The organism is Natrarchaeobaculum aegyptiacum (genome assembly GCF_002156705.1).
GTDB classification, from domain to species: Archaea; Halobacteriota; Halobacteria; order Halobacteriales; family Natrialbaceae; genus Natrarchaeobaculum; species Natrarchaeobaculum aegyptiacum.
This window is the reverse complement of the sequence record NZ_CP019893.1, coordinates 2,589,408-2,609,443: the sequence shown is the minus strand read 5'-3', so window position 1 is coordinate 2,609,443 and position 20,036 is coordinate 2,589,408. Positions and strand designations below refer to the sequence as shown.

Annotated in this window: 22 protein-coding genes, 1 tRNA gene and 1 pseudogene; 13 read left to right on the top strand and 11 right to left on the bottom strand. The window is 62.2% G+C overall.

Translation table 11 applies throughout. The features are described 5' to 3' along the window. Positions 1 to 39: 39 nt before the first annotated feature. Positions 40 to 780: a DUF429 domain-containing protein gene (locus B1756_RS12710; protein ID WP_086888877.1), complete on the bottom strand. Its 741-nt coding sequence runs from the start codon at positions 778 to 780 to the stop codon at positions 40 to 42. Between the two features lie 188 nt (positions 781 to 968). Between B1756_RS12710 and B1756_RS12705 the strand changes: the two genes are divergently transcribed. From B1756_RS12705 to B1756_RS12695, 4 genes and pseudogenes are all read left to right on the top strand, one after another. Further along, a complete protein-coding gene (locus B1756_RS12705) occupies positions 969 to 1,919 on the top strand; it encodes a MarR family transcriptional regulator (protein WP_086888876.1) in 951 nt (316 codons plus the stop codon). Then, a complete protein-coding gene (locus B1756_RS12700; RefSeq protein ID WP_086888875.1) occupies positions 1,916 to 2,752 on the top strand; it encodes a DUF6036 family nucleotidyltransferase in 837 nt (278 codons plus the stop codon). The genes B1756_RS12705 and B1756_RS12700 overlap by 4 nt, the downstream gene beginning before the upstream one ends. Positions 2,753 to 2,936: 184 nt before the next feature. Continuing rightward, positions 2,937 to 3,185 carry a hypothetical protein gene (locus B1756_RS19215; protein ID WP_152031307.1) on the top strand — a complete coding sequence of 83 codons (249 nt, stop codon included), beginning with the start codon at positions 2,937 to 2,939 and terminating at the stop codon, positions 3,183 to 3,185. A 91-nt stretch (positions 3,186 to 3,276) separates the two neighbouring features. Further along, positions 3,277 to 4,007 (top strand): annotated as a pseudogene (locus B1756_RS12695) (IS5 family transposase); the annotation flags it as partial. Positions 4,008 to 4,846: 839 nt separating this feature from the next. On the opposite strand, the gene B1756_RS12685 reads toward B1756_RS12695, so the two are convergent. Together B1756_RS12685 and B1756_RS12680 are read right to left on the bottom strand one after the other, a co-directional pair. Beyond that, positions 4,847 to 4,920, bottom strand: a tRNA-Ile gene (locus B1756_RS12685). A 76-nt stretch (positions 4,921 to 4,996) separates the two neighbouring features. After that, entirely contained in the window at positions 4,997 to 5,611 is a 615-nt protein-coding gene (locus B1756_RS12680) for an FxsA family protein (RefSeq protein WP_086888874.1), read from the bottom strand. A 135-nt stretch (positions 5,612 to 5,746) separates the two neighbouring features. Here B1756_RS12680 and B1756_RS12675 point away from each other — a divergent pair, with 135 nt between their 5' ends. The 4 genes from B1756_RS12675 to B1756_RS12660 all read left to right on the top strand — a co-directional run bounded on the left by B1756_RS12675 (position 5,747) and on the right by B1756_RS12660 (position 10,224). Then, the gene (locus tag B1756_RS12675) at positions 5,747 to 7,390 is read left to right on the top strand and encodes a DUF255 domain-containing protein (RefSeq protein ID WP_086890180.1); all 1,644 of its coding nucleotides are present in this window, start codon (positions 5,747 to 5,749) and stop codon (positions 7,388 to 7,390) included. 80 nt (positions 7,391 to 7,470) lie between these two features. Continuing rightward, positions 7,471 to 8,274, top strand: coding sequence for a TrmB family transcriptional regulator (locus B1756_RS12670; protein WP_086888873.1), 804 nt, complete (start codon positions 7,471 to 7,473; stop codon positions 8,272 to 8,274). 106 nt (positions 8,275 to 8,380) lie between these two features. Beyond that, positions 8,381 to 9,673 (top strand): hypothetical protein, encoded by a 1,293-nt coding sequence (locus B1756_RS12665; protein ID WP_086888872.1) that lies wholly within the window; start codon positions 8,381 to 8,383, stop codon positions 9,671 to 9,673. A gap of 104 nt (positions 9,674 to 9,777) precedes the next feature. Then, positions 9,778 to 10,224, top strand: coding sequence for a MaoC family dehydratase (locus B1756_RS12660; protein ID WP_086888871.1), 447 nt, complete (start codon positions 9,778 to 9,780; stop codon positions 10,222 to 10,224). Positions 10,225 to 10,230: 6 nt separating this feature from the next. Here the strand turns inward: B1756_RS12660 and mptA are convergent, their stop codons facing one another. Then, positions 10,231 to 11,166: a GTP cyclohydrolase MptA gene (gene mptA, locus B1756_RS12655; protein ID WP_086888870.1), complete on the bottom strand. Its 936-nt coding sequence runs from the start codon at positions 11,164 to 11,166 to the stop codon at positions 10,231 to 10,233. 364 nt (positions 11,167 to 11,530) lie between these two features. Between mptA and B1756_RS12650 the strand changes: the two genes are divergently transcribed. After that, positions 11,531 to 12,481 (top strand): calcium/sodium antiporter, encoded by a 951-nt coding sequence (locus tag B1756_RS12650; protein WP_086888869.1) that lies wholly within the window; start codon positions 11,531 to 11,533, stop codon positions 12,479 to 12,481. Between the two features lie 125 nt (positions 12,482 to 12,606). Here B1756_RS12650 and B1756_RS12645 read toward each other — a convergent pair whose 3' ends face one another. Then, entirely contained in the window at positions 12,607 to 12,888 is a 282-nt protein-coding gene (locus B1756_RS12645; RefSeq protein WP_086888868.1) for a hypothetical protein, read from the bottom strand. A 142-nt stretch (positions 12,889 to 13,030) separates the two neighbouring features. On the opposite strand from B1756_RS12645, the gene B1756_RS12640 reads away from it, so the two are divergent. Both B1756_RS12640 and B1756_RS12635 read left to right on the top strand, forming a co-directional pair. Continuing rightward, on the top strand, positions 13,031 to 13,582 hold the full coding sequence (locus B1756_RS12640) for a helix-hairpin-helix domain-containing protein (protein WP_086888867.1): 552 nt from the start codon (positions 13,031 to 13,033) through the stop codon (positions 13,580 to 13,582). 76 nt (positions 13,583 to 13,658) lie between these two features. After that, positions 13,659 to 14,120, top strand: coding sequence for a hypothetical protein (locus B1756_RS12635; protein WP_086890179.1), 462 nt, complete (start codon positions 13,659 to 13,661; stop codon positions 14,118 to 14,120). Between the two features lie 75 nt (positions 14,121 to 14,195). On the opposite strand, the gene B1756_RS12630 is transcribed toward B1756_RS12635, so the two are convergent. From B1756_RS12630 to B1756_RS12620, 5 genes are all read right to left on the bottom strand, one after another. Then, the gene (locus B1756_RS12630) at positions 14,196 to 15,152 is read right to left on the bottom strand and encodes a zinc-dependent metalloprotease (RefSeq protein ID WP_086888866.1); all 957 of its coding nucleotides are present in this window, start codon (positions 15,150 to 15,152) and stop codon (positions 14,196 to 14,198) included. 479 nt (positions 15,153 to 15,631) lie between these two features. Continuing rightward, positions 15,632 to 15,784 carry a C2H2-type zinc finger protein gene (locus B1756_RS19680; RefSeq protein WP_186336460.1) on the bottom strand — a complete coding sequence of 51 codons (153 nt, stop codon included), beginning with the start codon at positions 15,782 to 15,784 and terminating at the stop codon, positions 15,632 to 15,634. A 323-nt stretch (positions 15,785 to 16,107) separates the two neighbouring features. Beyond that, positions 16,108 to 16,266 (bottom strand): hypothetical protein, encoded by a 159-nt coding sequence (locus B1756_RS19675; RefSeq protein WP_186336459.1) that lies wholly within the window; start codon positions 16,264 to 16,266, stop codon positions 16,108 to 16,110. 218 nt (positions 16,267 to 16,484) lie between these two features. Beyond that, the gene (locus B1756_RS12625; protein ID WP_086888865.1) at positions 16,485 to 17,798 is read right to left on the bottom strand and encodes a serpin family protein; all 1,314 of its coding nucleotides are present in this window, start codon (positions 17,796 to 17,798) and stop codon (positions 16,485 to 16,487) included. 93 nt (positions 17,799 to 17,891) lie between these two features. Then, entirely contained in the window at positions 17,892 to 18,218 is a 327-nt protein-coding gene (locus B1756_RS12620) for a hypothetical protein (RefSeq protein WP_086888864.1), read from the bottom strand. 184 nt (positions 18,219 to 18,402) lie between these two features. Here B1756_RS12620 and B1756_RS12615 point away from each other — a divergent pair, with 184 nt between their 5' ends. Both B1756_RS12615 and B1756_RS12610 read left to right on the top strand, forming a co-directional pair. Next, positions 18,403 to 18,783 (top strand): nascent polypeptide-associated complex protein, encoded by a 381-nt coding sequence (locus tag B1756_RS12615; RefSeq protein ID WP_086888863.1) that lies wholly within the window; start codon positions 18,403 to 18,405, stop codon positions 18,781 to 18,783. 1 nt (position 18,784) lies between these two features. After that, entirely contained in the window at positions 18,785 to 19,597 is an 813-nt protein-coding gene (locus B1756_RS12610; protein WP_086888862.1) for a methyltransferase domain-containing protein, read from the top strand. On the opposite strand, the gene B1756_RS12605 is transcribed toward B1756_RS12610, so the two are convergent. Then, the gene (locus tag B1756_RS12605) at positions 19,570 to 19,974 is read right to left on the bottom strand and encodes an ABC transporter permease (protein ID WP_394340683.1); all 405 of its coding nucleotides are present in this window, start codon (positions 19,972 to 19,974) and stop codon (positions 19,570 to 19,572) included. The two genes, B1756_RS12610 and B1756_RS12605, sit on opposite strands and share 28 nt — an antisense overlap. Positions 19,975 to 20,036 lie beyond the last annotated feature (62 nt).

Genomic DNA, 20,036 nt, shown 5'->3' with positions numbered 1-20,036 from the left:
CAGAATTCGTCGAGGAGGATGAGTGGGAGTCCGGGTAGGCTACGGATAGGCGTAGACCATCTCCATCGGGAGTTTATCAGTTGGATCACCTGTATCGTTATCTGGCCACTCGTCAGGAAGCGTTCGTGGTGGTCCGGTCTTTGGGCTGGCAATAAGCGCTAATGCAAACGCATCGATGACGTCATCATTTCCAACCTTAGCATCGAGATTCAATGATGCGTCACGGACGTCATCGATAATCGCTTCATCGATGGCTTCGAGTATCCCGATCCGTTCCCAGAAGGCTGCTGCCGGTTTTCCAGTCTTTGAGTACTCCGTGGCGGATTCATCGTTCAGCGCCCAGAAGCAGACTTCGGGATGGGCCTCACGGATCGTTCCAACAGCATCTGGCTCTGTCTCGCAGAGGAATGAATCAAGTTCGGCGATCTTATCGGCTATACCCCACGACTGAACGCCGAGACTACCATCAGTGCGCTTCTCCTGCGTCTTCTTTGCATCCTCGTAGCTCCCTTCGTGAACGGCAGCCCGTACGGGAACGGGAAACACGCTGGAGTGGCGGTTGGGACTGAGTTTCTTGCGGGCGGCATCGTCACACGGGCGCTTCGCGTTTGAGTTTTCTCGGAGACCGATTGGTACGTCGATTAATATTTGTTCTGCCGCATGGCCGTGAACCGTCCACAGTTCTTGGATATCTTCGTATAGATCGGTGCCTTCGTAGCCATCCTCGTCGAACTGGACAGCGACCCATCCCGCCGAGCACCCATCGACGCCGATGTACATGTGTCTCTCCTTGTAGTGCCAGCTATTGAAGCTTTGAGTCAATAGCCGGGATCAGGTGATGCTAAGCGTTATTACTCAATGCATAAATTTTGATGGATACTAGACGCGCATTTGGAGGTCCACCAGCCGGATGCAGTGTCTCAAAAAAGGCAAGATATTTATAAATACATTGCCTATTCTGAGACAGATTGCTCTCAGAATCGGAACTCACTGCCCTCTCACATCTAAGCACACACACAGAGGAGGGCTTGATACAGCGGGAGTTAGCTGACGAACTCAGCTGGGATCCGGGCCATACATCTCGCGTTGTATCGAAACTCGCAGAGCGCGAGCTGATCATCAGAGAGCAACGAAACGGCCGGTACAGGATATCACTGTCGAACGCTGAGCCGACCGAGCGGTTCGCTGATCTCACACGCGAGTTCCCACATGTCGATTTTCCCGAACTCCTCGCTGGTCCCTCGATCCAGCTCCTGTACTATTTGGATGCTACGCGAACTGCAGCGGAACTCACGGAAAGGTCTACAGTGAGTCGAGCGACAGTCTACCGCCGGCTCAAACAGTTACGGAACGTCGGTATCGTCACGAAACGCGACAGTCAATTTGCCTTGACGAAGCAATTCGAAGAATTAGCCGCTTTCGCGCGGTCGCTCGTGCGTCATCTGCATCGGCAGGAAGCGAGTGACCACGCTGCTGGCGTCCGGCTTATCTGGACCGATGTAGATGAGTATCTGTTCAGCTGCCGGACTGAGGTGACTGCGCCACTGTTCCACCAGACTGGCCCGGACGCGCTCGATCAGTACGGTATCTCTCTATTGACGCGAGAGGGGCGGTACTATTTCCGCTCCGAAGACCGGACAGAACTTGCTCCTGAAGACCTCGTGTGCCAACTGCTGCTCATCGACGACGGCGCTCGGTACCGATCGTACTGTCTGCTACTGATTGCTTCCTGTGAGATCGACGCAAACGTACTTGCGCGGTCAGCCGGCCAGTATGATCGAGAAGCCGAGATAGATCTCAGCAACATTATCCAAGAGCTCTGTGCGTACCTCGAATCCAATGGTGCGGTGTCAGGAGAGAAGCTCCCGGAATGGGACACGTTCAAATCGACGGCCGCTGATTACGATATATCCGTATGACGCCACGTCCACAGTTCGACTCTGAATATATCGAGGGCGAGCTGCAGGAGCTCGGCGATAGGTTACACGCCGAGGTCGCGCCCTTTCTCATCGGAGGCGGAGCAATGGCGTTTCGAGGGCTAAAGGACACAACCAAGGATATCGACCTGGTGGTCACGACCGAAGCCGAGTTCGACCGACTGTTCGCTGCGTTGGGCGACCAGGGGTACGAGGAAGTGTCCGAACTCGACGAGACGTACCAACAGCTGGGAGCCAGACTGTGTGTCGAGAACGACGATGGATGTCGGATCGACGTGTTCAACCGACAGGTTGCCAACAAACTCATCTTCAGCAACGGGATGCAACAGCGAGGCGAGGAGTACCTCACGTCCGGTGCGCTATCTGTCCGGTTAACCGCGCTGGAAGATATTTTCCTGTTCAAGACGGTCGCCAAGCGTCCTGACGATATTGACGACATGAACACGCTGGTACAGACGAGCTTGGACTTCGGGGCGATCGAGCACGAGATCGCGGCACAGATTGAGTTACTGGAGGGGAAACAGTTCACGACGCATATCCGCGAGTCGCTCGATGAGTTGTACGAGCAATACGAGGTTCAGACTCCCCTGGAAAGCGCTATCGACGAATACTACGCGCAGTATATGAAGACGTTGGAGATCAGACTCGTCTTGAGTGAGGACAATCCCCTGTCGGTCGACGCGATTGCTGAAGAGCGCGATCTCCATCGGGACTATGTTACAGAGCAGCTACAGCAGCTCGAAGCATACGGGTACGTCGAGCAGACAGACGCAGGATTTGTTGACACGGGAAAACGTGATGCGTTCAACGAGTGAATTCACTATGTATTGGCTCTTTGTGGTGTTTCGAGCCTAATTTGAAGGAGCGAACTCCCGTAGTGCACATCAGTTCGACGCATCACCCTACGTTTGGAACGGTACATAGTCACTTCTCATGTCAAGGCGAGGGGCCGCGGGTAACAGAGAAACGCTAATAAGACCAGGTGTGCCGTGTTCTAACATGACATCAGATGCCAACGGCATCCGGAACGTTGATCTTAGCATTACGGACACCGAAGACTCATTTGTAGAGATTGAGTTTGGCCCTCACCACCGCGTTCGCATTGAGGAGAAAGGTGACGATGTAATGTTTTCCCTAGTCGCCACTCATCATGGATTTAAAGCCTCCGCAAATGATGAACTTCCAACGTCATTGGAAGAGGCTATCCGTTCGGTTCGTGACGCCCATCCCGAACTTACTATTGATTGATGAACATATTTGTTTAATCTGCTCTGTAGGATCGCTAGACAGCGTCGCTACGACTGTGTTATCTCCGTAGAAAGCGAAGAGGCAGACTGGTTTGACATCCGAAATCCGCCTCTTCACCCGAGAATGCGTCACGAAAGCTAAAGACGTTGTCGAGAACCCAGACGAACCCGCCGACCCCGAAGGGGGTGGCGGGTTCGCCGAGTGGGTGATGCTCACCCTGCAAGCACTCCGAATCGAGCTGGCGAAGTCCTACCGCCAGACGATCGATCTCCTCAGCGAGATGCCCGGCATTCTCGACGAAATCGGGCTTACGTGCCTTCCTCATTTCACCGTGCTCCGCGACTGGTTCGAGACCATCTCGATGGAGACCTACCGTGCGTTTCTCGGCGAATCAGCCGAGAAACGCACTGGCCACGCGGCGATCGAAACGACTGGCTTCGATCGTCATCAGCCGTCTCGTCACTACGCACAGCGGGCACACCCCGGATTCGCTCGCTCACAGTCACTGCCCTCGCGGACGTGAAAACACTGTACATCTTCGACGTTCACTGTACGACGACGAAGAAACACGACACGAAGATCGGGCCACAGGTCGCGCGGCATAACGCCGCAGACCTTCCGTCACTGGCTGCTGATCGTGGCTACGACCGAAAGCCGTTCCGCGACGATCTTCGTGCAGACGGCATTTGCCTGTCAATCACGCATCGGATCTACTCCTCGCTCGACCGAGCACATAACGCCCGAATGAGTAGCCGCTGGTACACCCACCGCTGGATGGGTGAGACTGGCTTCTCGTCGATCAAGCGCACGCTCGGCTCCGCCGGATGGCAGAGTGAGTGAAAACGCCGAAATCAAGCATCGTCTAGCGAGCCTACGAAGCAACGTACTCAAAGTACGGGTTCGAATCGACGACCCCCCACTCAGTATTCCGTGAAATTTCAGCGAGTCGGTGATTCCAAGGCAGAAATCAGTTGGCAGTCGAAACCGGCTAAAGTAGACACCCACGGGCACATTGAGTTTGTCTACCGATACGGTTCGAGCGTGCTCGACCCGATAAGCGAGCGGTTCGAGAGCACCGAGCTCGGAGCAATGAGACCGTTCGGTCGAGCGATGACAAAACCAATCGAGAGAACCAGATTTGATCTCGTGGAGGGCGAATCGATCGAGTCAGTGGGGCTCTTGCGCGCTGCCATGAGCCATGAGGCGTGCAGAAGTTGTCAACGACTACTTTGAGAGATCAGCGCCAGAGAGAAAATCGACAGAGCAGGCGAGCAACGCATCGATGACCAGCCCGGACTTTTGCGAGCGAGCACTCGCCACGGAATAGACCCGAATAGGTCAAGAGGCACCGTTTCAACGAATACCACCCCTAGTTTTATCACTCGATTTATCGTTTGGGCTAACCGGAATCCCGAGACGGAGGTGACCCGCGTTCAAAGTTGAATCAACTAAGCGGCGAAATCGAGGGGGCACCGATTTCCCCAACCGCCGTGAACGGAACTGTTGAACGCTAAACCTAGCGGTACCGGGTGTCTACGAACCGTTCAGAAACTGAGTGGGCCAACTCGGATTCGAACCACGGTCGGAGCACACTCCTCCCTGATTCGAATCCGAGTTGAATTCGATACCTTCCGCTCGCCGATTTGCTCACGACAAGAACATGGGCCGACTCGGATTTGAACCGAGAGCCTCCACCTTATCAGAGTGGCGCTCAACCTGATTGAGCTATCGGCCCGCGTTTCGTGCTTCGCATCCTATCGTTGCCGGGTGGAAGGTTTAAGCGTTTCCTTCCTGAGGAGGGGTGCGAATCGCTACCGAGCGGAGGGGTCGTCGTCCTCGTCGTCCGACCGATCCGTGGTCCGCTCGTCGCCGAGGTCGACGGTGTAGGTGGTGCGGCCCTCGCTGTCGACGGAGTAGGCGTCCGCGCCGAGGTCGTAGGTGCCACCAGCACCGCCACCGGTGCCACTCGAGTCGGCCGTCCCCTGTCCGGCCATCGTCTCGTCGGGGAAGCCAGCAGTCCAGACGGTGCCACTGACGAGCCCGTCGGCCTTCCGGTCGAGGTACGGGACGATCACGAACCGTTTGAGCCCCATCCGAATCGGAACTCTGGTGATCGGGACGACGAGCAGGAACCCGAGGATGTCCGTGACGAGACCGGGCGTAAGCAGGAACGCCCCGGCGGCGATCAGCAGCCCACCGTCGAGGAGCTGGTTTGTCGGGGGCTCTCCCGCGACGAGCGAGCGTTGCATCTTCCGGAGGGTGCGCCGGCCTTCGGCGCGGACGAAGAGCATCCCGAGCAGGCCCGTGAGCACGACGAAGAGGACCATTGCGACCCAGCCGACTGCCTCGAACTGGCTGACGAGAACCGCCAGCAAGACGGCGTCGAGAAACGGGATGAGCAACAGGACCGCGATCCACCGGTACATACCCCGACGTAACCCGCGAAGGGTGAAAACGCTTTACTCTCGTGACGAGTGGCGATTCGCTCGTGAGGCCAGCCGCGCCGTCACGGTGGCGAGCGAAGGGCTTACCCACGCGACGGGCTACCCTCGCGTATGAACGTGGACGATCCAACGCGCGTCGAGTGGCGCGAGTGGGGTGAGGCGGCGTTCGAGGAGGCTGCCGAAGCCGAGGTCCCGGTGTTGCTCTCGCTGACGGCAACCTGGTGTGATCACTGTCACGAGATGGACGCAGCGACCTACGCCGAGCCGCGTATCGCCGCGAACGTCAACGACAGCTTCGTTCCCGTGCGCGTGGACGTGGACCGCCATCCGCGCGTTCGCGACCGCTACAATTCGGGTGGATTCCCCTCGACCGTCTTTCTCGCACCCGACGGAACGATCCTCACGGGCGCGGGCTACCTCGGCCCCGACGGGATGCGACAGGTGCTCGACAGCGTCCGCTCGACGTGGCAGGCCCGCGGTAGCGGCGCGGGACGCGTCCCCCGCCTGCTTCGCGACGACGAACCACCAGCCGGCGACCTCACGGGCGACGTCGAGGCCGCAATGCTCGGCCAGCTCACGGAGTCCTACGACGAGCACGCCGGCGGCTGGGGTGAGAGCCCGAAGTTCCCCCTTCCCGACGCCCTCGAGTTCTCCCTCAAGCGAGATCGGCAGATGGCGCTGCGATCGTTCGACGCCGTCAGCGCGAACCTGCTCGACGAGTACGACGGCGGGTTCTATCGCTTTGCGACCGAGCGCGATTGGTCCGGACTCCAGCACGAGAAGCTGCTGGACTCGAACGCGGCGCTCGTCCGGGCGTTCGCCAACGCCTACCTCCACACCGGTGCAGACGCCTACCGCGAGCCCGCCGAACGAACCATCGAGTTCCTGACCACGACGCTCTGGAACGACGAGGCTGACGCGTTCGCCAACAGCCAGGCACCCGGCGAGCCCGCTGCACACGGGCTGGACGCCACCGACCGCGCCGACGCCGACGAGCCACCAGTCGACGACGGCGTCTTCGCCGGCTCGAACGCGCTCGCCATCGAAGGCTTGCTCACCTACTACGCCTACACCGACGACGAACGCGCCCGCCGCTACGCCGAACGCGCCCTCGAGACCCTCCGGAAAGATCTCCTGAGAGACGGTGTCGTCGCCCACGAGCGCGAGGCAGCCCTCGAGTCAGAGGCGGGACCGACCTGTCTCCTCTCGAACCAGGCGCGCGTGCTAGGTGCGCTTACGACCGTCGCGAGCACGATCGATCCGACGGCGACCGCCGACGCTCGCGAGGTCGCCGACGCGACGATCGACCGACTGCAGGACGACGGGTCGTTCCTCGACGGGCCCGCTGCAGGCGCAGGCTTGCTCGAGCGTCAGCTCCGTCCACTCGATTCGAACGTGGCGTTCGCCGACGGCCTCCTCGAGCTCGCCATCCTGACCGGCGACGAGGCCCACCGCACGCACGCCCGGGAAGCCCTCGAGTCGTTCGCGGGGGCCAGCGACCGGTTCGGTCCGCAGGTCGCACGGTACGCCACGACCGTCTCCCGGTTACTCGAGGGACCACTCGTGATCCGCGTCGGTGACGAGCCGGGTACGGAGCTCCACCGGGCGGCACTCCGGATGGCAGACCACGAGAAGGTCGTCGTCCCCGAAGCGGTTGAACTCGAGGCCGGGACTGCCCGCGTCGAACTGGGCGATCACGCCTCCGCGACCGCCGAAACTCCTGACGAGTTGAGCGAACGGCTCCAGTCCGTTCTCGAGTGACCTCTGAGCCCAGAACCGAAGAATCGGCCATTTCGACAAACTACCACAGTGTTTAAGTTTCCACAGTCGTCTGTACCAGTATGGCAAGCCTCAGGGATCTCGGACTCTCGGAGTACGAAGCTCGAGCCTACCGAGCGCTGCTGAACACCGGTCCCACAACGGCCAAAGAGTTGTCCCGGGCGAGCGACGTCCCGATGGGACGCATCTACGACGTCTTGAACAGCATCGAGCAGTACAATCTCGTGCGCAGCCAGACCGCGAGTCGCCCGAAGAAGTACGTCGCGGTCGAGCCCGCGACGGCACTCGATCGCCTGCTCGAGGACAAGAAACGGGAACTCGAGGAGAAAGTCGACCAGTACGAGTCGATCGTCGACGACCTCTCGGACGAACTCGACGCCGCGGACCCGGTCGAAGAGCAGTTCTGGACCGCCGCCGTCGGCCCCGAGGAGACGACTGACCTCCTGCTCGAGCGGCTGGCCGCAGCCGACGACCACATCGTGATGGTCGCCGCAGACCCAGTTCCAGAACGGGACATGCAGGCCGTCAGCGAGGAGGTCTACGCCCAGCTCGACGATGCGCTGGATCGCGGAGTGTCCGTCGACGTCCTGATGACTCGCAAGATGGTCGCCTCACTCTCCGAGCGGGTCGGCGAGCGCTACCGGACCCAACTGCAGGGCCGGGAGGACTTCCGCGTCCGGACGAACGACGACGTCACTGGCTCGTTCAACATCATCGACGACGTCGAGATCTGCATTCAGGTGCCGAACCCGCTCTCCTCGGGTGACGCCTTCGGCATGATCGACCTCAAAGACCCCGAGTTCGCCGCCAGCGTCCAGGAGGAGTTCTTCCCGCGCTGGAGAGACGCAGAGCCACTCGAGTTCTAGTCCCGAGTCCACGCGTATCGTTGCACCCACGGTTCTCACCGGGTGACGCAAGCACTCGTGTTACATGCCCGGCGGCGAGTAACGACGTACTCGAGTCGAGCCGCAGATGAAGCGCCGCCACCTCCTGGTCCTCGGATTGCTCGTCCTCGCTGCCAGTTATCTGGTCGCCGGCGGGTTCGTCGACCCGTTACCCGATCCGGGCGAACCCGAGACCCTCGACCGCGAGCAGCTGATCCAGCCGGCAGACAACGGCAGCTACCTCTGGCCGTACACCAGTCGCGACCGGTCGACCGACGAGCAGACGCTCGCGATCAACCTCGTCGTCCACGGTTCCGACGAGCGAGTCCAGCGGTTGCTCGTCGGCCAGGAGGACCTCGAGTGGGAGGAACTGGATCCCGACGAAGAAGACGAACCCGAGGTGTACGAGGACGCCGACGACCAGATCCAGTGGGACGACGCCCACGGCTCGACGCGATATACCTACGTCGACGCCGCCGAACACGGCGGCGAACGCATCTGGATCGACGAGAGCTATCAGCTCCACGCGGGGACGTACCTCGGAAGCCGACACCACATTCGCGCGTACACGACGGAGCACGACGACTGGACGGCGATTCAGGTCCACCAGGAGTACTTCGACTGGTTCCGGCTGCGCCACTCGGTGACGGACATCCAGAGGTCCCAGAACACCCTCGAGGGTGAGTTTCTCGAGGAGCCGTACGTCGAGGAGGTGCGCCGTGAGTACCACGGTACCCACGAGGGCTGGAACGACGGCTGGCTTTCGGTGATCGAACTGGCGCTCGTCGCACCGATCGTCGTCGGGGGCGTCCTCGGGCTGCTCGGTGTTCTCAGCACCGACGCACTCTGCGGCGTCCTTCGAGGGAGCCGTCGGGCACTCACGTGGGCGTATCTGAACGTCAGGGGGTTCGTCCTCGCCGTCGCGCTCGCGGGACTGGTCGTCGGAGTCCGAGCCGGTGGTCTCGCCGTGGAGGCGGCAGTGCCGTGGATCTCCCCACAGGCGTTCGTCACGGTATTCTATCCGATACTCGTCGTCGGCTTGCCGGTGACGGCGATCGTGCTCACCCAGCCACTCGAGCGAGCGAGCCGGTTCCTGCGGTTGCAACGGGTCGCGAGTTGGCTCGGTAAGCCGCTAGCGCCCCAGTCGGCGTTCGCGTTCAGCCTGGTCGGCCTCGGCGCGGGATTCGTCCTCGACTTCCTCGGGATCGGGATCACGACGCTCCCGATCGAGTTGCTGCTCCACCGGCTCGGACTGATGGTCGCACTCGGCTTGCTCGCCGCGGGGTCGGCTCGGAGCGACGCGGAAGGTGCGGCGATCTTCGGAATCGGACTGCTCGGCTGGGTCGTCGGCCTCGCGATGCCGCTGTTTGGCTACCTGTGAGTTCGACTCGAGTTCGCGTCTCGAACGAGTGACGAATGATCTGAAGGCGTGAGAACACCGGCCGTCCACAAAGATAACAATAGTTGTGAGAGAATATCACGTCGATGCAATACTTCGAAGACATCGAGGTCGGGGACGTCGACGAGTCCGGCGAGTACGACGTGACCAAAGCGGAAATCGTCGAGTTCGCCGAGCAGTACGATCCACAGCCGTTTCACGTCGACGAAGAGGCTGCAGCCGACTCCATGTTCGGTGAACTCGTCGCTTCCGGCTGGCACACCGCGTCAATCATGATGCGCCTCGGCGTCGAAAGTAGCCGGGACAGGGCCTTTCTCGGCTCGTTTGGAGTCGACGAACTTCGGTGGAAGGCACCCGTCAAACCCGGTGACACCCTCCGACGACGGAGCGAAGTTATCGAAAAACGACCCTCGGAGAGTCGAGACGACCGCGGATACGTCAAGCTGGAAACGGAGGGGTTCAATCAGGACGACGAGGTCGTCATCACCATGATCGGGAACGGGATCATCGCGCGACGACCGGACGACGAGTAACCCCGGTCAGGAGCCGTCGCCGTTGACTTCCCCGCGAAGGGTCGCCATCTCCACGACGCGCTCGGCGTGGGCGTTGTGCTGGTGGATCGACTCGTCGTTGGACTGCTTCATCGTCACCACTGCGTCGTCGGGCAGGTGGTCGAACTCGGCGACGACACCCTCGGCCATCGACCGGACGCAGTCCTCGACGAACTTCGCGTCCGAGTGGGCCGCGAACGTCATGTGATCTTCGTCTGGTCGCTTCGCCAGGTTGTAGATCCGCGCGCTCATCGCGTCCCGGGCGACGTCGATCAGGTCGTTGAGGTCGACCTCGGGGTCGCCGGGTGTCTCCACGGTCAGGGTCGCGTGCCCGCGCTGGGAGTGACCTGGCTGTGGGACCTCCTCTAAGAACTGCGTGATCGTCTCCTCGTCGACCTCGAGGTCCTCGAGGGTCTGTTTCGCCCGCGCGGCGGACATCCCCTGCGAGCAGGGGCAGACGGTCATCCCCGTGACGCGGGTGCCGATCTCCTCGCGGGTGCCCTCCTCCGTTGCGGTGGCCGAGGCGATGACGTCGACGGTGTGCTGGGTCTCGCGGTCTGTCGCGGGCGTCTGCTCGCGGCGCATGAACTCAGCTTCCATGGATACCTCTGCGCGGGAGGTGTAGTCGTGTTTCTCGAGCAGGCGTTCGGCGGCCTCCCCGCAGACTTCCTCGACGCGGTAGGCCTCCTCGCGGGTAGCGTCTTCGAGGATTTCGTCGATGACCTCCATATTGCGGCTCATGTCCGCGCCCTTGCGCCAGGCGGGGAGATCGACGAAGACCTCGAACTCCGCGGTGAAGACGAGCGGGCGTTTGTCCTCGCGAGCGATCTTCACGAGTTTCTCGACGCCGGTGACGCCGACCTGACTGAGGCCGACGGTGACCTCGGGCGACGTCGCCTGCACGTCGGGCAACTGATGACTCATTACTCGCATTCGGGACAGCGCGTGAATAGGGGTTTCGGAACCCACATTTTGCGCACAGACTGACGAGTAAATTCCGGGGCAGCGGCCCGACGCGGGCCGAGAGCAAGCGACTCGACTCGGGGGGCGACCACGACCGTCCGAGGCTCGTGACGATCCAGTCGGATCCGGTGAGCCGGCGTCGCTTAAGTGTCTCTGGTCACAAGATGAAGCTACGACGGGAGGACGATCGTTGATTTTGGTCCTCGCTCTCGACTCTCGAGTGTAGTGTGCCGACGGGCATCAGTTACTGGGGCACCAGTCGCACTCCCCTGGGCTCGAGAACCGTCCCGCGCCGTTTATACGACGCTCTCGAGTACCCACCTGCATGTTCACGGGCACCGGCGGCGCCGTCCTCGTCCTCCTCGCCGGGGTCGTCGTCCTCTACGTCGGAGCAGAGTTGCTCGTCGCCGGTGCCGGTCGCCTCGCGCTGGGATTCGGCCTTCGCCCGGTGACCGTCGGTGTGACGGTGATCGCGTTCGCCACCACGGCACCGGAACTGTTCGTCGCCGTCCTCGGTGCACTCGACGTCTCGACCGATACCGGGCTCGGCACCGTCCTGGGATCGAACGTCGCCAATATCGGGCTCGTACTGGGACTGGCGGCGCTGATCCGTCCGCTCTCGGTCAGCGACACCGTCATGCGCCGTGACGTCCCGTTTATGGTGTTCGCCGCGCTCTTGCTCGTCGTTCTCGCCGCCGACGGCACGATCGGGCGACTCGAGGGGACGATCCTCCTCGCGACGCTCGCCGCGTTCACCGCGTTCCTGTTTCGATCGGCTCGCCGGGAGCCCGGCCGATCGAAGGGAGAGAGTGAGGCGCGCTCGAGAGCGGGATTCGGGGTTCGTGACGTGGCGCTCGTGCTCGGTGGACTGGTCGGCCTCGTCCTCGGTTCGCGGTGGCTCATCACCGGCGGCAGCGAGTTACTGTTCGCCTTCGGCTTCTCGGAACTGTTCGTCGGGCTCACCGTCCTCGCGCTCGGAACGTCACTCCCGGAACTCGCGGCCTCGGTCGTCGGTGCGATCAGAGACGAAGTCGACTTCGCCATCGGGAACGTCGTCGGGTCGAACGTCTACAACGTGCTCGCCGTCCTCGGAATCGTGGCCGTGGTCACGCCGATTCCGGTGGCCACGTCGACCCTGCAGTTCGAGTTTCCGGTCCTCGTCGGATTCACGCTCGCTCTCGTCGCGATGATGGCCACCGGCGGCCGACTCTCACGGCTGGACGGGGCGATATTACTCGCCGGATACGTCGGATTCGTCTACGCCCTCGTCCCCTGACTGTCCGCGAACGTCGGTGTCGACTCGGAGCCATTACCGGGCGCAATCACACGTTGCTCACCCGGTGAACTCGAGCGAAAACGACCGGCCTGCGAAACGAGCTGCGAGAGAACCGTCCGACCGCGTCAGTCACTCAGTTCGCCCGCCGTGGGCGTCGCATCGTCCCAGGACAGAGACCCCTCGAGACGCTCGAGACGGACCTCCGCGGCGTGGTGGCGGGTCGCGACGACGGCGAACGCGACCATGACGGCAGCGAAGCCGACGGCGAGGATCGGTGAGAAGTCGGTGAGTGCGGCGTTTGCGAGCTGGCCGAGTGCGAGCGCCAGTGGACCGACTGTAAGGAGGAAACTCTTCGCTGGGGCGGTCCGAAACAGTTCGACGAGCGGAAGTGATCGACGGGCAGGCATGGAAACAGGTAGTTACCAGTTCTTCGAGCGAGCAAGGGTATCTCTTTTGGTTCACGAGCTCCGACGCGAATATATCGTCCGTTCTGTCAGTCACTCTTTCCGAACCGATACGTTCTTTCTCTGCGGGCCGAAACCGTCTGCCATGCGGATTCGCGAGTGGCAGGACGTCCTGCAGGACGTGACCGGCAGCGGCGTCGATTCCCAGGGCTGGCGGGCGGTCGCCGGCGACCGCGCCCGCGGTGTCGGTGAGGAACTGTACCTCGCACACCCTCGTGCCGGCGTCTACTTCCTCAAGACATACGCGAAAAATCCCTATCAGGTACGTGGCGTCGGCACGCAAGTCGCCCGCAAACTGGACGACGAGATCGGCTCGTTCCTCCCCGAGGAGGACGCGGGCGGACGTTTCGCCGTCCAGTCGCCCCCCGAAGACGAAGACCAGGCCGAGACGGTCTCGAAGCGACTCGAGACGGTTCTCGAGACCCACGCGGACGCTCCGACGCGGCCGCAAGACCTCTTCGACGACGTGATGGACGCACTCGAGAGTCCGGCGTTCGGCCCGATGGAGTACGACGGCTACGGCCGTCCGGACGAACTCGACGACCTCGCAACCCGGTTCGAGGAGGCCGACGAGTTGCTGGACGCGGAACTCGAGGACCTCATCGAGACCGACGAGGTCGACCGCGGCTTCATGTGATCGGAACGCGAGAGACTCGTCTCAGCCTGCGAGTGTCCCCGCGAACGCTTTGTACGCGGTCGGTGACGTCCCAGTCATGAGCCTGAACGCCCCAGCAAGCGCCGACGAGACCGTTCGTGCGTACTACGACGCGCTCCGGGCCGGCGAGGCACTCGAGCCGTTCGTGCTCCCGGGCGAGTCGACGATCAAGTTCGGAATTAGCGAGGCGCTGTTCGGCGCTTCCCGGGTCTGTGAGGCCCTGCGCACCCAGACGGAGACGACGACCGACTGGACCGTCGAGAGCCACCACCTCGTCGTTGACCAGCGCGACGGGTTCGCCACGATGGCAGACGAGGTGACCATGGCCTGGACCGACGCAGAGAGCGAAGAGCGCAAGGCGTTCGAAACCCGATGGAGCGGCACGCTCGTCCGCGAGGCCACCACCGACCCGAGCGGTGGCGAACAGTCGACGGCAGCGACGAGCGTGATGGCGAGCGACCGGTCGACCGCACCATGGCGGTTCGCGACGTTGCACGTGAGTACGAGCGAGGAATTCTGAGGCGGTCGAATCTGGGACACCGCTCGAGCGGCGTCGATCGGAGGAGGGTGGCCTCGTGGGTTTGCGGAAATGGCACTAGCGGTCGACCCGCCGGAGCCACAGCCCCGGCGAATCCAGTTCGTCGTGGGTCGGGAGGTACGCCGGGCCCTCCCAGACCAGACTCGCCGTCTCGAGGTCCCGGACAGCAACGACGCGTTCGAAAAAGTGCTTGCCGCGTTCGTACTGGCGTTGCTTGAGTCCGAGTCCGAGCAGTCGCCGAAACGTCCGCTGGAGCGGGCCTCGACCCTGCCGGCGCTCGTCGAGTTTTCGCCGAAGATCCGCGTACTCGTCGTCGAACGCGTGATCCATCAGCAGTTCCGCGTAGCCCTCGACGACGGTCATCGCCGCGTCGAGGTCCCGGAAGGCCTCACGATCGAATCGCCCGGTCGAGAGCGTCGCGATGCCATCTTCCATCCGATCCTCGAGGTGCGTCGAGAGCCACGGGGCAGCACCGAACTCCGCGGCGTGGGTCACCTCGTGGAAGGCGATCCAGCGGCGAAACCGCTCGCGGTCGACCTCGAGTGCGTCGGCGGCCGCACAGATGTTGGGGTGGACGAAGTACAGCGCGTGGTCGGCGTCGGGAGAATCGGCGAGCAACAGCGGGTCGTACTGCCCGAGGACGTTTCGCCCGAGGTACGCGAGCAAAATCGTCATCGTCCCCGTGTTGATCGTCCGGGCAATCCCCGGGAAGTCGTCGGTGTGGGGCTCGAGCGTCCCCATCACGCGCTCGAAGGTCTCGACGTTGGCGTCGATCCAGTGGTGGCGGTTCTGGATCTCGACGGCGTCGGGGACCTCGAAGTCGACGCCGGAGACCGATCGCACGGCGGCCCGGGCCTCCCGGACGTCCCGGGCGTAACCCTGCCGCTCCGCTTCCGAGAGGTCGAGCGACCCGGGGTCGGTGCCGGCCCTGGCGGCGTCGGCTGCCGACTCCCAGTCGATCGCGTCGGGGCCGGACGCGCCGGCGACGGTCCGGACGCTACGATAGAGATTCACACCTGTCGTACGGGCAGGACGCGCAAAAGCGTTCGGCCGAACTTCGGTGACGGAGGCGACGTGGGATGGGAACCGACCGATCGCTCATCTCGACGGGGTAGCCGTGTCGACAGCGCGCCGACTCGAGGTGTTGATTGCTCTTACCCCGTCTCGATGCTACCGTTCGAAAGGAAGAAAGGGGAATGCTGGTGTCGTTGCCATACGATGGCGGATGCTGGCTACCGACCAGTGGCGAGAGACGGGTACGATGCTGAGTCCGCACTTGCTTCACGTCTCTCGCACCTGGTAACACGGGGTTTAATAATATTAAATCTAGCGTTATTAATCCGGTGCGGATCGTAGCGGAAGCATCTGGTGGCTGTTCGTATCTCGACTGGTCGGAATTACGACCTATCGATACAGTCCTCTGTCGACCACGAAAATCAGTGCTGAATAGAACGAATGCGGCTGAACGATACGAACGAAAAGGGACAGTTCGGTCAGTGCGATGCGTGGACGTGTTCGCGCAGGGACTCTGTATCGTCGAATTTCTCGCTACAGACGCCGCAGGTGTTGTGGTGGAGCGGAAGGTGCTGGGTGAGTGCTGCTGCGGTTTCGAACTCTTCGTCGCAGTTTGAGCAAGTGACTGCCATTGTATTGCTAAGTTGGCGACCATCGCATAAAAAAGGTTGTTATAATATGTACAATATTCTTAGTACTGTTTGTTAAAATCAGCGTGGCCTTTTATCAGCAGCCCCAGATTATTCGGTACACAAACTCAGTCATGCCTGCTATTGTCATTTCGTCTTTCCGACTCTTTGTTGCTGGCCTGAATGTTGCACGCGCTTTCTGCCAGCTACCGGATAACTAGAACGAGACCTGCAAGATACAAAGCGCGAATGTTGCACGGGTTTCACCTCGATTTACGACAGTAGTGATCGGTCAGTACAGGTGAGAGACAGAGCAAGCAATAATATCAAACACCCATAATTACGAACACTACAATATAGGAAACTATACCAAAGAGAGCGGTAGCCCCCATCCAGACAGCAACTAATAGAGCCGCCTGTTTTCCAGTCATATCCTCTCCTTCGAGGAATTCACTAAATTGCGACAGCAAGTTGCCAATTTCCATGGTTAGATGTTAGTTGGGAGAGGGGAAAAGTCTGCAGGGTAGTGAACCAGAGTTGATTGTTAGTCCCCATACATGGTATTTAGATGTTTGGAGAATTAGACGTGATACAAACGATATCACTGTGCTGCATCTATACTCTGGATTCAGCAGCCGCCTCCAGTCGTCTGCTAGGGAGTTCAACAGAACCGGTACTGTTCCAGGTACTGCTACAGCTACTGTTACTGCGCCACAGCAGCGTCGACGATGCGCCCGAGGAATAGGGGCGCGTTCGTCTCTCTGTCCCGGATGAGGACGTAGAACGGCCGATCGACGGTCATATCGGCGGGGCCTGAGGCGAGCCCACCGGAGATACCGGTCGCCGCGATGGCCTCGGTGCCTTCCTCGTCGACGGCGACGTAGGTCTCGTGGCGGACATCCGTGAGGTGGAGGTCGGGGGCGTCGTCGGCCGACACGATACCATCGAAGGCGGCGGCCTCCGGATCGAACGCGTCGGGCATGCCGAGACGGGACAGTGTTTCTCGAAGGTCGAATCCCACCTCGAACTCGAACCGTGGCAGCGAGAGCCTGAGTTCCCGTTCGGAGAGGTCTGCGAGCAGTTCCGCGAGCAGGTCGGCGTCGAGGTCATCCTCGAACGACTCGAACTCGCCCTCGGGCGGGAGCACGACCACCATGCTGACCGACTGGCCGACGTAGGGGAGTTCGACGGCCTGAAGACCCGATCCGGTACGCGCATAGGGGAAGTCCTCGGTCTGGGTCATCGTCGCCACCTCGTCGGTAGAGCCGTCGAGGGCGGTGAAGGGCTCGTCGGTCGTGTCCTCGGGGTCGAACGGTTCGTCCCAGTCGGCCAGCAGCGTCACGGCGTTCGTGAGGACCAGCCGCGTCTCCTCGGTGACCGCCTGCGCCGAGAGGAGGTCCTCGAGCCGGCCGTCGGTCGCGGCCGCGGCCCAGTCGTTGACCACCTCACGAGCGCCATCGGGGTCGCCGACGAAGTCGACGGTCCGGAGTGAAGCGCCGTAGTTGGTCTCGAGCGTCTCGAGGAACGACTCGCGGTAGGGGAAGCGCTCCTGCCCCCAGAGGGCGTTCGCGACCGCGAGGTCGAACGCCCGACCGCCCCGAAGGCGGTCCAGCAGACCGGGCGAGGCGGCGTCCTCGGCGCGCCCGTCGAGGTCGTACAGTAACGCACCGACTGTGGGGTGGAGTTCGTCCTGCTCGTGGGGGAACTCGAGGGTGTCGGCGATCTGTCGTTCGGTCTCCTCGCGAGCGCCGGCCCAGACCATCGCGAGTGCGCTGGTGAGGCTGAGCGGGGAGAGCATCGCGTTGCCAGTCGGCTCGTCCGCGGCGAGTTCCGAGAGCAGAGTGGTTCCAAACTCGGTGGTGTCGCGGACGAACGCCTCGAGGCCCGCGTCGGTGGCTTGCGGGCGGGTTTGCGGACCGGCCATCGGTTCGTGACCCCGCCGGGCGTACCAGACGAGGCCGCCACTGCCGGCCGCGGCGGCACAGACCGCGAGTGCGCGACGGCGTGAGAGGTTCACACCGACCAGTTAGCAATACGACACGAAAAGTGTTTGGCACGTGGTAGTGACTGGTGGGTGAAAACGAACGGAAACGGTGAGACGGGCGGGCCGTCAGTTGACGATGACTTCGGGTTCTTCCTCGAGCGCGTCTGCCTCTTCCTCGTCACCGCCGCGGAACTTCTTGACGGCGACGCCAATCCCGACGAGGAACGCGAGGGCGACGATGGCACCGATCGCAGCTTTTCCCTTCGATCCCGACTCGTCGTCGCCCTCGAGGTCGCCGCTCGTCTCCTCGATGGCGGATTCGGTCTCGGTCTCAGCCTCGCCCTCGAGGGCCGGTCCGGCGTCACCGAACGGAAGCGCGTCTGAAATCGTGCTGGGACCGAACTGTGCGCCTTCGAGATGCAACTCGACGAACGTGAACTTTTTGTCGCTCATGTCTCGAGCGTAGACGACCGGACACTTAGCCGTTTGGTCGCTTCTCGTACGCCGGGTGTGACACCGTCGAGTACCGTCTCGGTAGAATCAACTCGATTCACCCGTGCTGTCGATCATCACTCTGGGTGACATGACACTAGCTGGAACCACAGCATAAAAGACTGCGCGTGCCGACGGTTCGCCTATGTTCGGAGGAGGCGGCGGGCTCAACCCGCGCAAGATGGAACAGATGATGAAACAGATGGGCATCGACGTCGACGACATCGACGCCGAAGAGGTTATCATCCGCACCGACGAGTACGACCTCGTCTTCAGTGACGCCGACGTCACCAAGATGGACGCACGCGGCCAGGAGACCTACCAGATCATCGGCTCGCCCGAGCAGGTCGAAGCCGGCTCCGCGGGCGGCGATGCCGGCGCGAGCGCCGATGATGCCGGAAGCGCGATCCCCGACGAAGACGTCGGGCTCGTCGCCGAACGCGCCGGCGTGAGCGAGGACGAGGCCCGCGAGGCCCTCGAGGACGCAGACGGCGACCTCGCGGCGGCGATCGCCGCCCTCGAGTGACGTGCCGGGCGCTGACGATTCCGGCCTCGAAGGCGACGCGTCGGCCGACGACAGCGACGCCGATGGGGCGGAGTCCACCGGCCGCGTCCCCGTCCTGCTCGTCTGCGGTGACCGCGAGTTTCTCGTCGAACCCGGCGAAGAAATGGGGACCGACCTCGGCGTGCTCGAGGTTCCCGAGGACGTCGAACCCGGCGACACCGTCGAGACCCATCTCGGCGAGGCGTTCACCGTCCGGCGACTGCGAGGGCCGGACCTCTTTCACCACTTCGAGCGCACCGGCGCGCCGATGGTGCCCCGCGATATCGGTCTCGTGATCGGCGAGACCGGCGTCGCCGCAGGCGATCGCGTGCTCGATGCGGGTACCGGAACCGGCGTGCTCGCCGCCTCGATGGCCCGGGCGGGCGCGACGGTCGTCACCTACGAGCGTGACCCCGACTTCGCCGACGTCGCCCGCGAGAACATGGCCCTCGGCGGGGTCGAAGACCGTGTCGACGTCCGGACCGGCGACCTGACCGCGGAACTCGAGGGGCTCGAGGCCTCGTCGTTCGACGTGCTGACCCTCGATACGGGCGACGCGCCCGACGTGGTTCCGCACGCGCCGGACCTGCTGGTCGAGGGCGGCTTTCTCGCGGTCTACAGCCCATTCATCGAGTCCACGCGGGCAGTCGCTGAGGCCGCGCGCGAAGCCGGTCTCGTCGAGGTCACCACCAGAGAGACGATCCAGCGGGAGATGCAGTTCGACGACCGCGGCTCGCGCCCGTCGACGGCTCCCGTGGGGCACACGGGCTATCTGACGGTCGCGCGGAATCTGTAACCGACGAGTCCGACCAGAATCGCCAGATTGGCCAGCACACCCATCGACGCGACCGTCCAGTCGAGAGCGGTAAGCACGAGCGAAAACGCCGTCACTGCGAACAATAGAGACCACCAGTATCGCCAGTTGGTGACCAGTGCGACGGCCGATACGAGGAATCCGACACCCGCCACGGCGGTCAATACAGCGAAGACCCGAATCCCCGTCCCACCCACGGCGACGGCCCCGCCGAGCAGCGTCGTCTTGTACGGAAGGTCTGCGAGCTGAAGGAGTTCGAAGTAGACCACGACTCCGAGGAAGTGAATGAGCCCGTGGACCGCAAGCGCAACTGCCACCAGATACGAACTGTACCTCGTCACACCGGCCCAGGAACTCATACAACGCGGTATCACGATCGGCGGTAAAAAGCCACGTCACGTACCGCACAGCGGATGCAGAG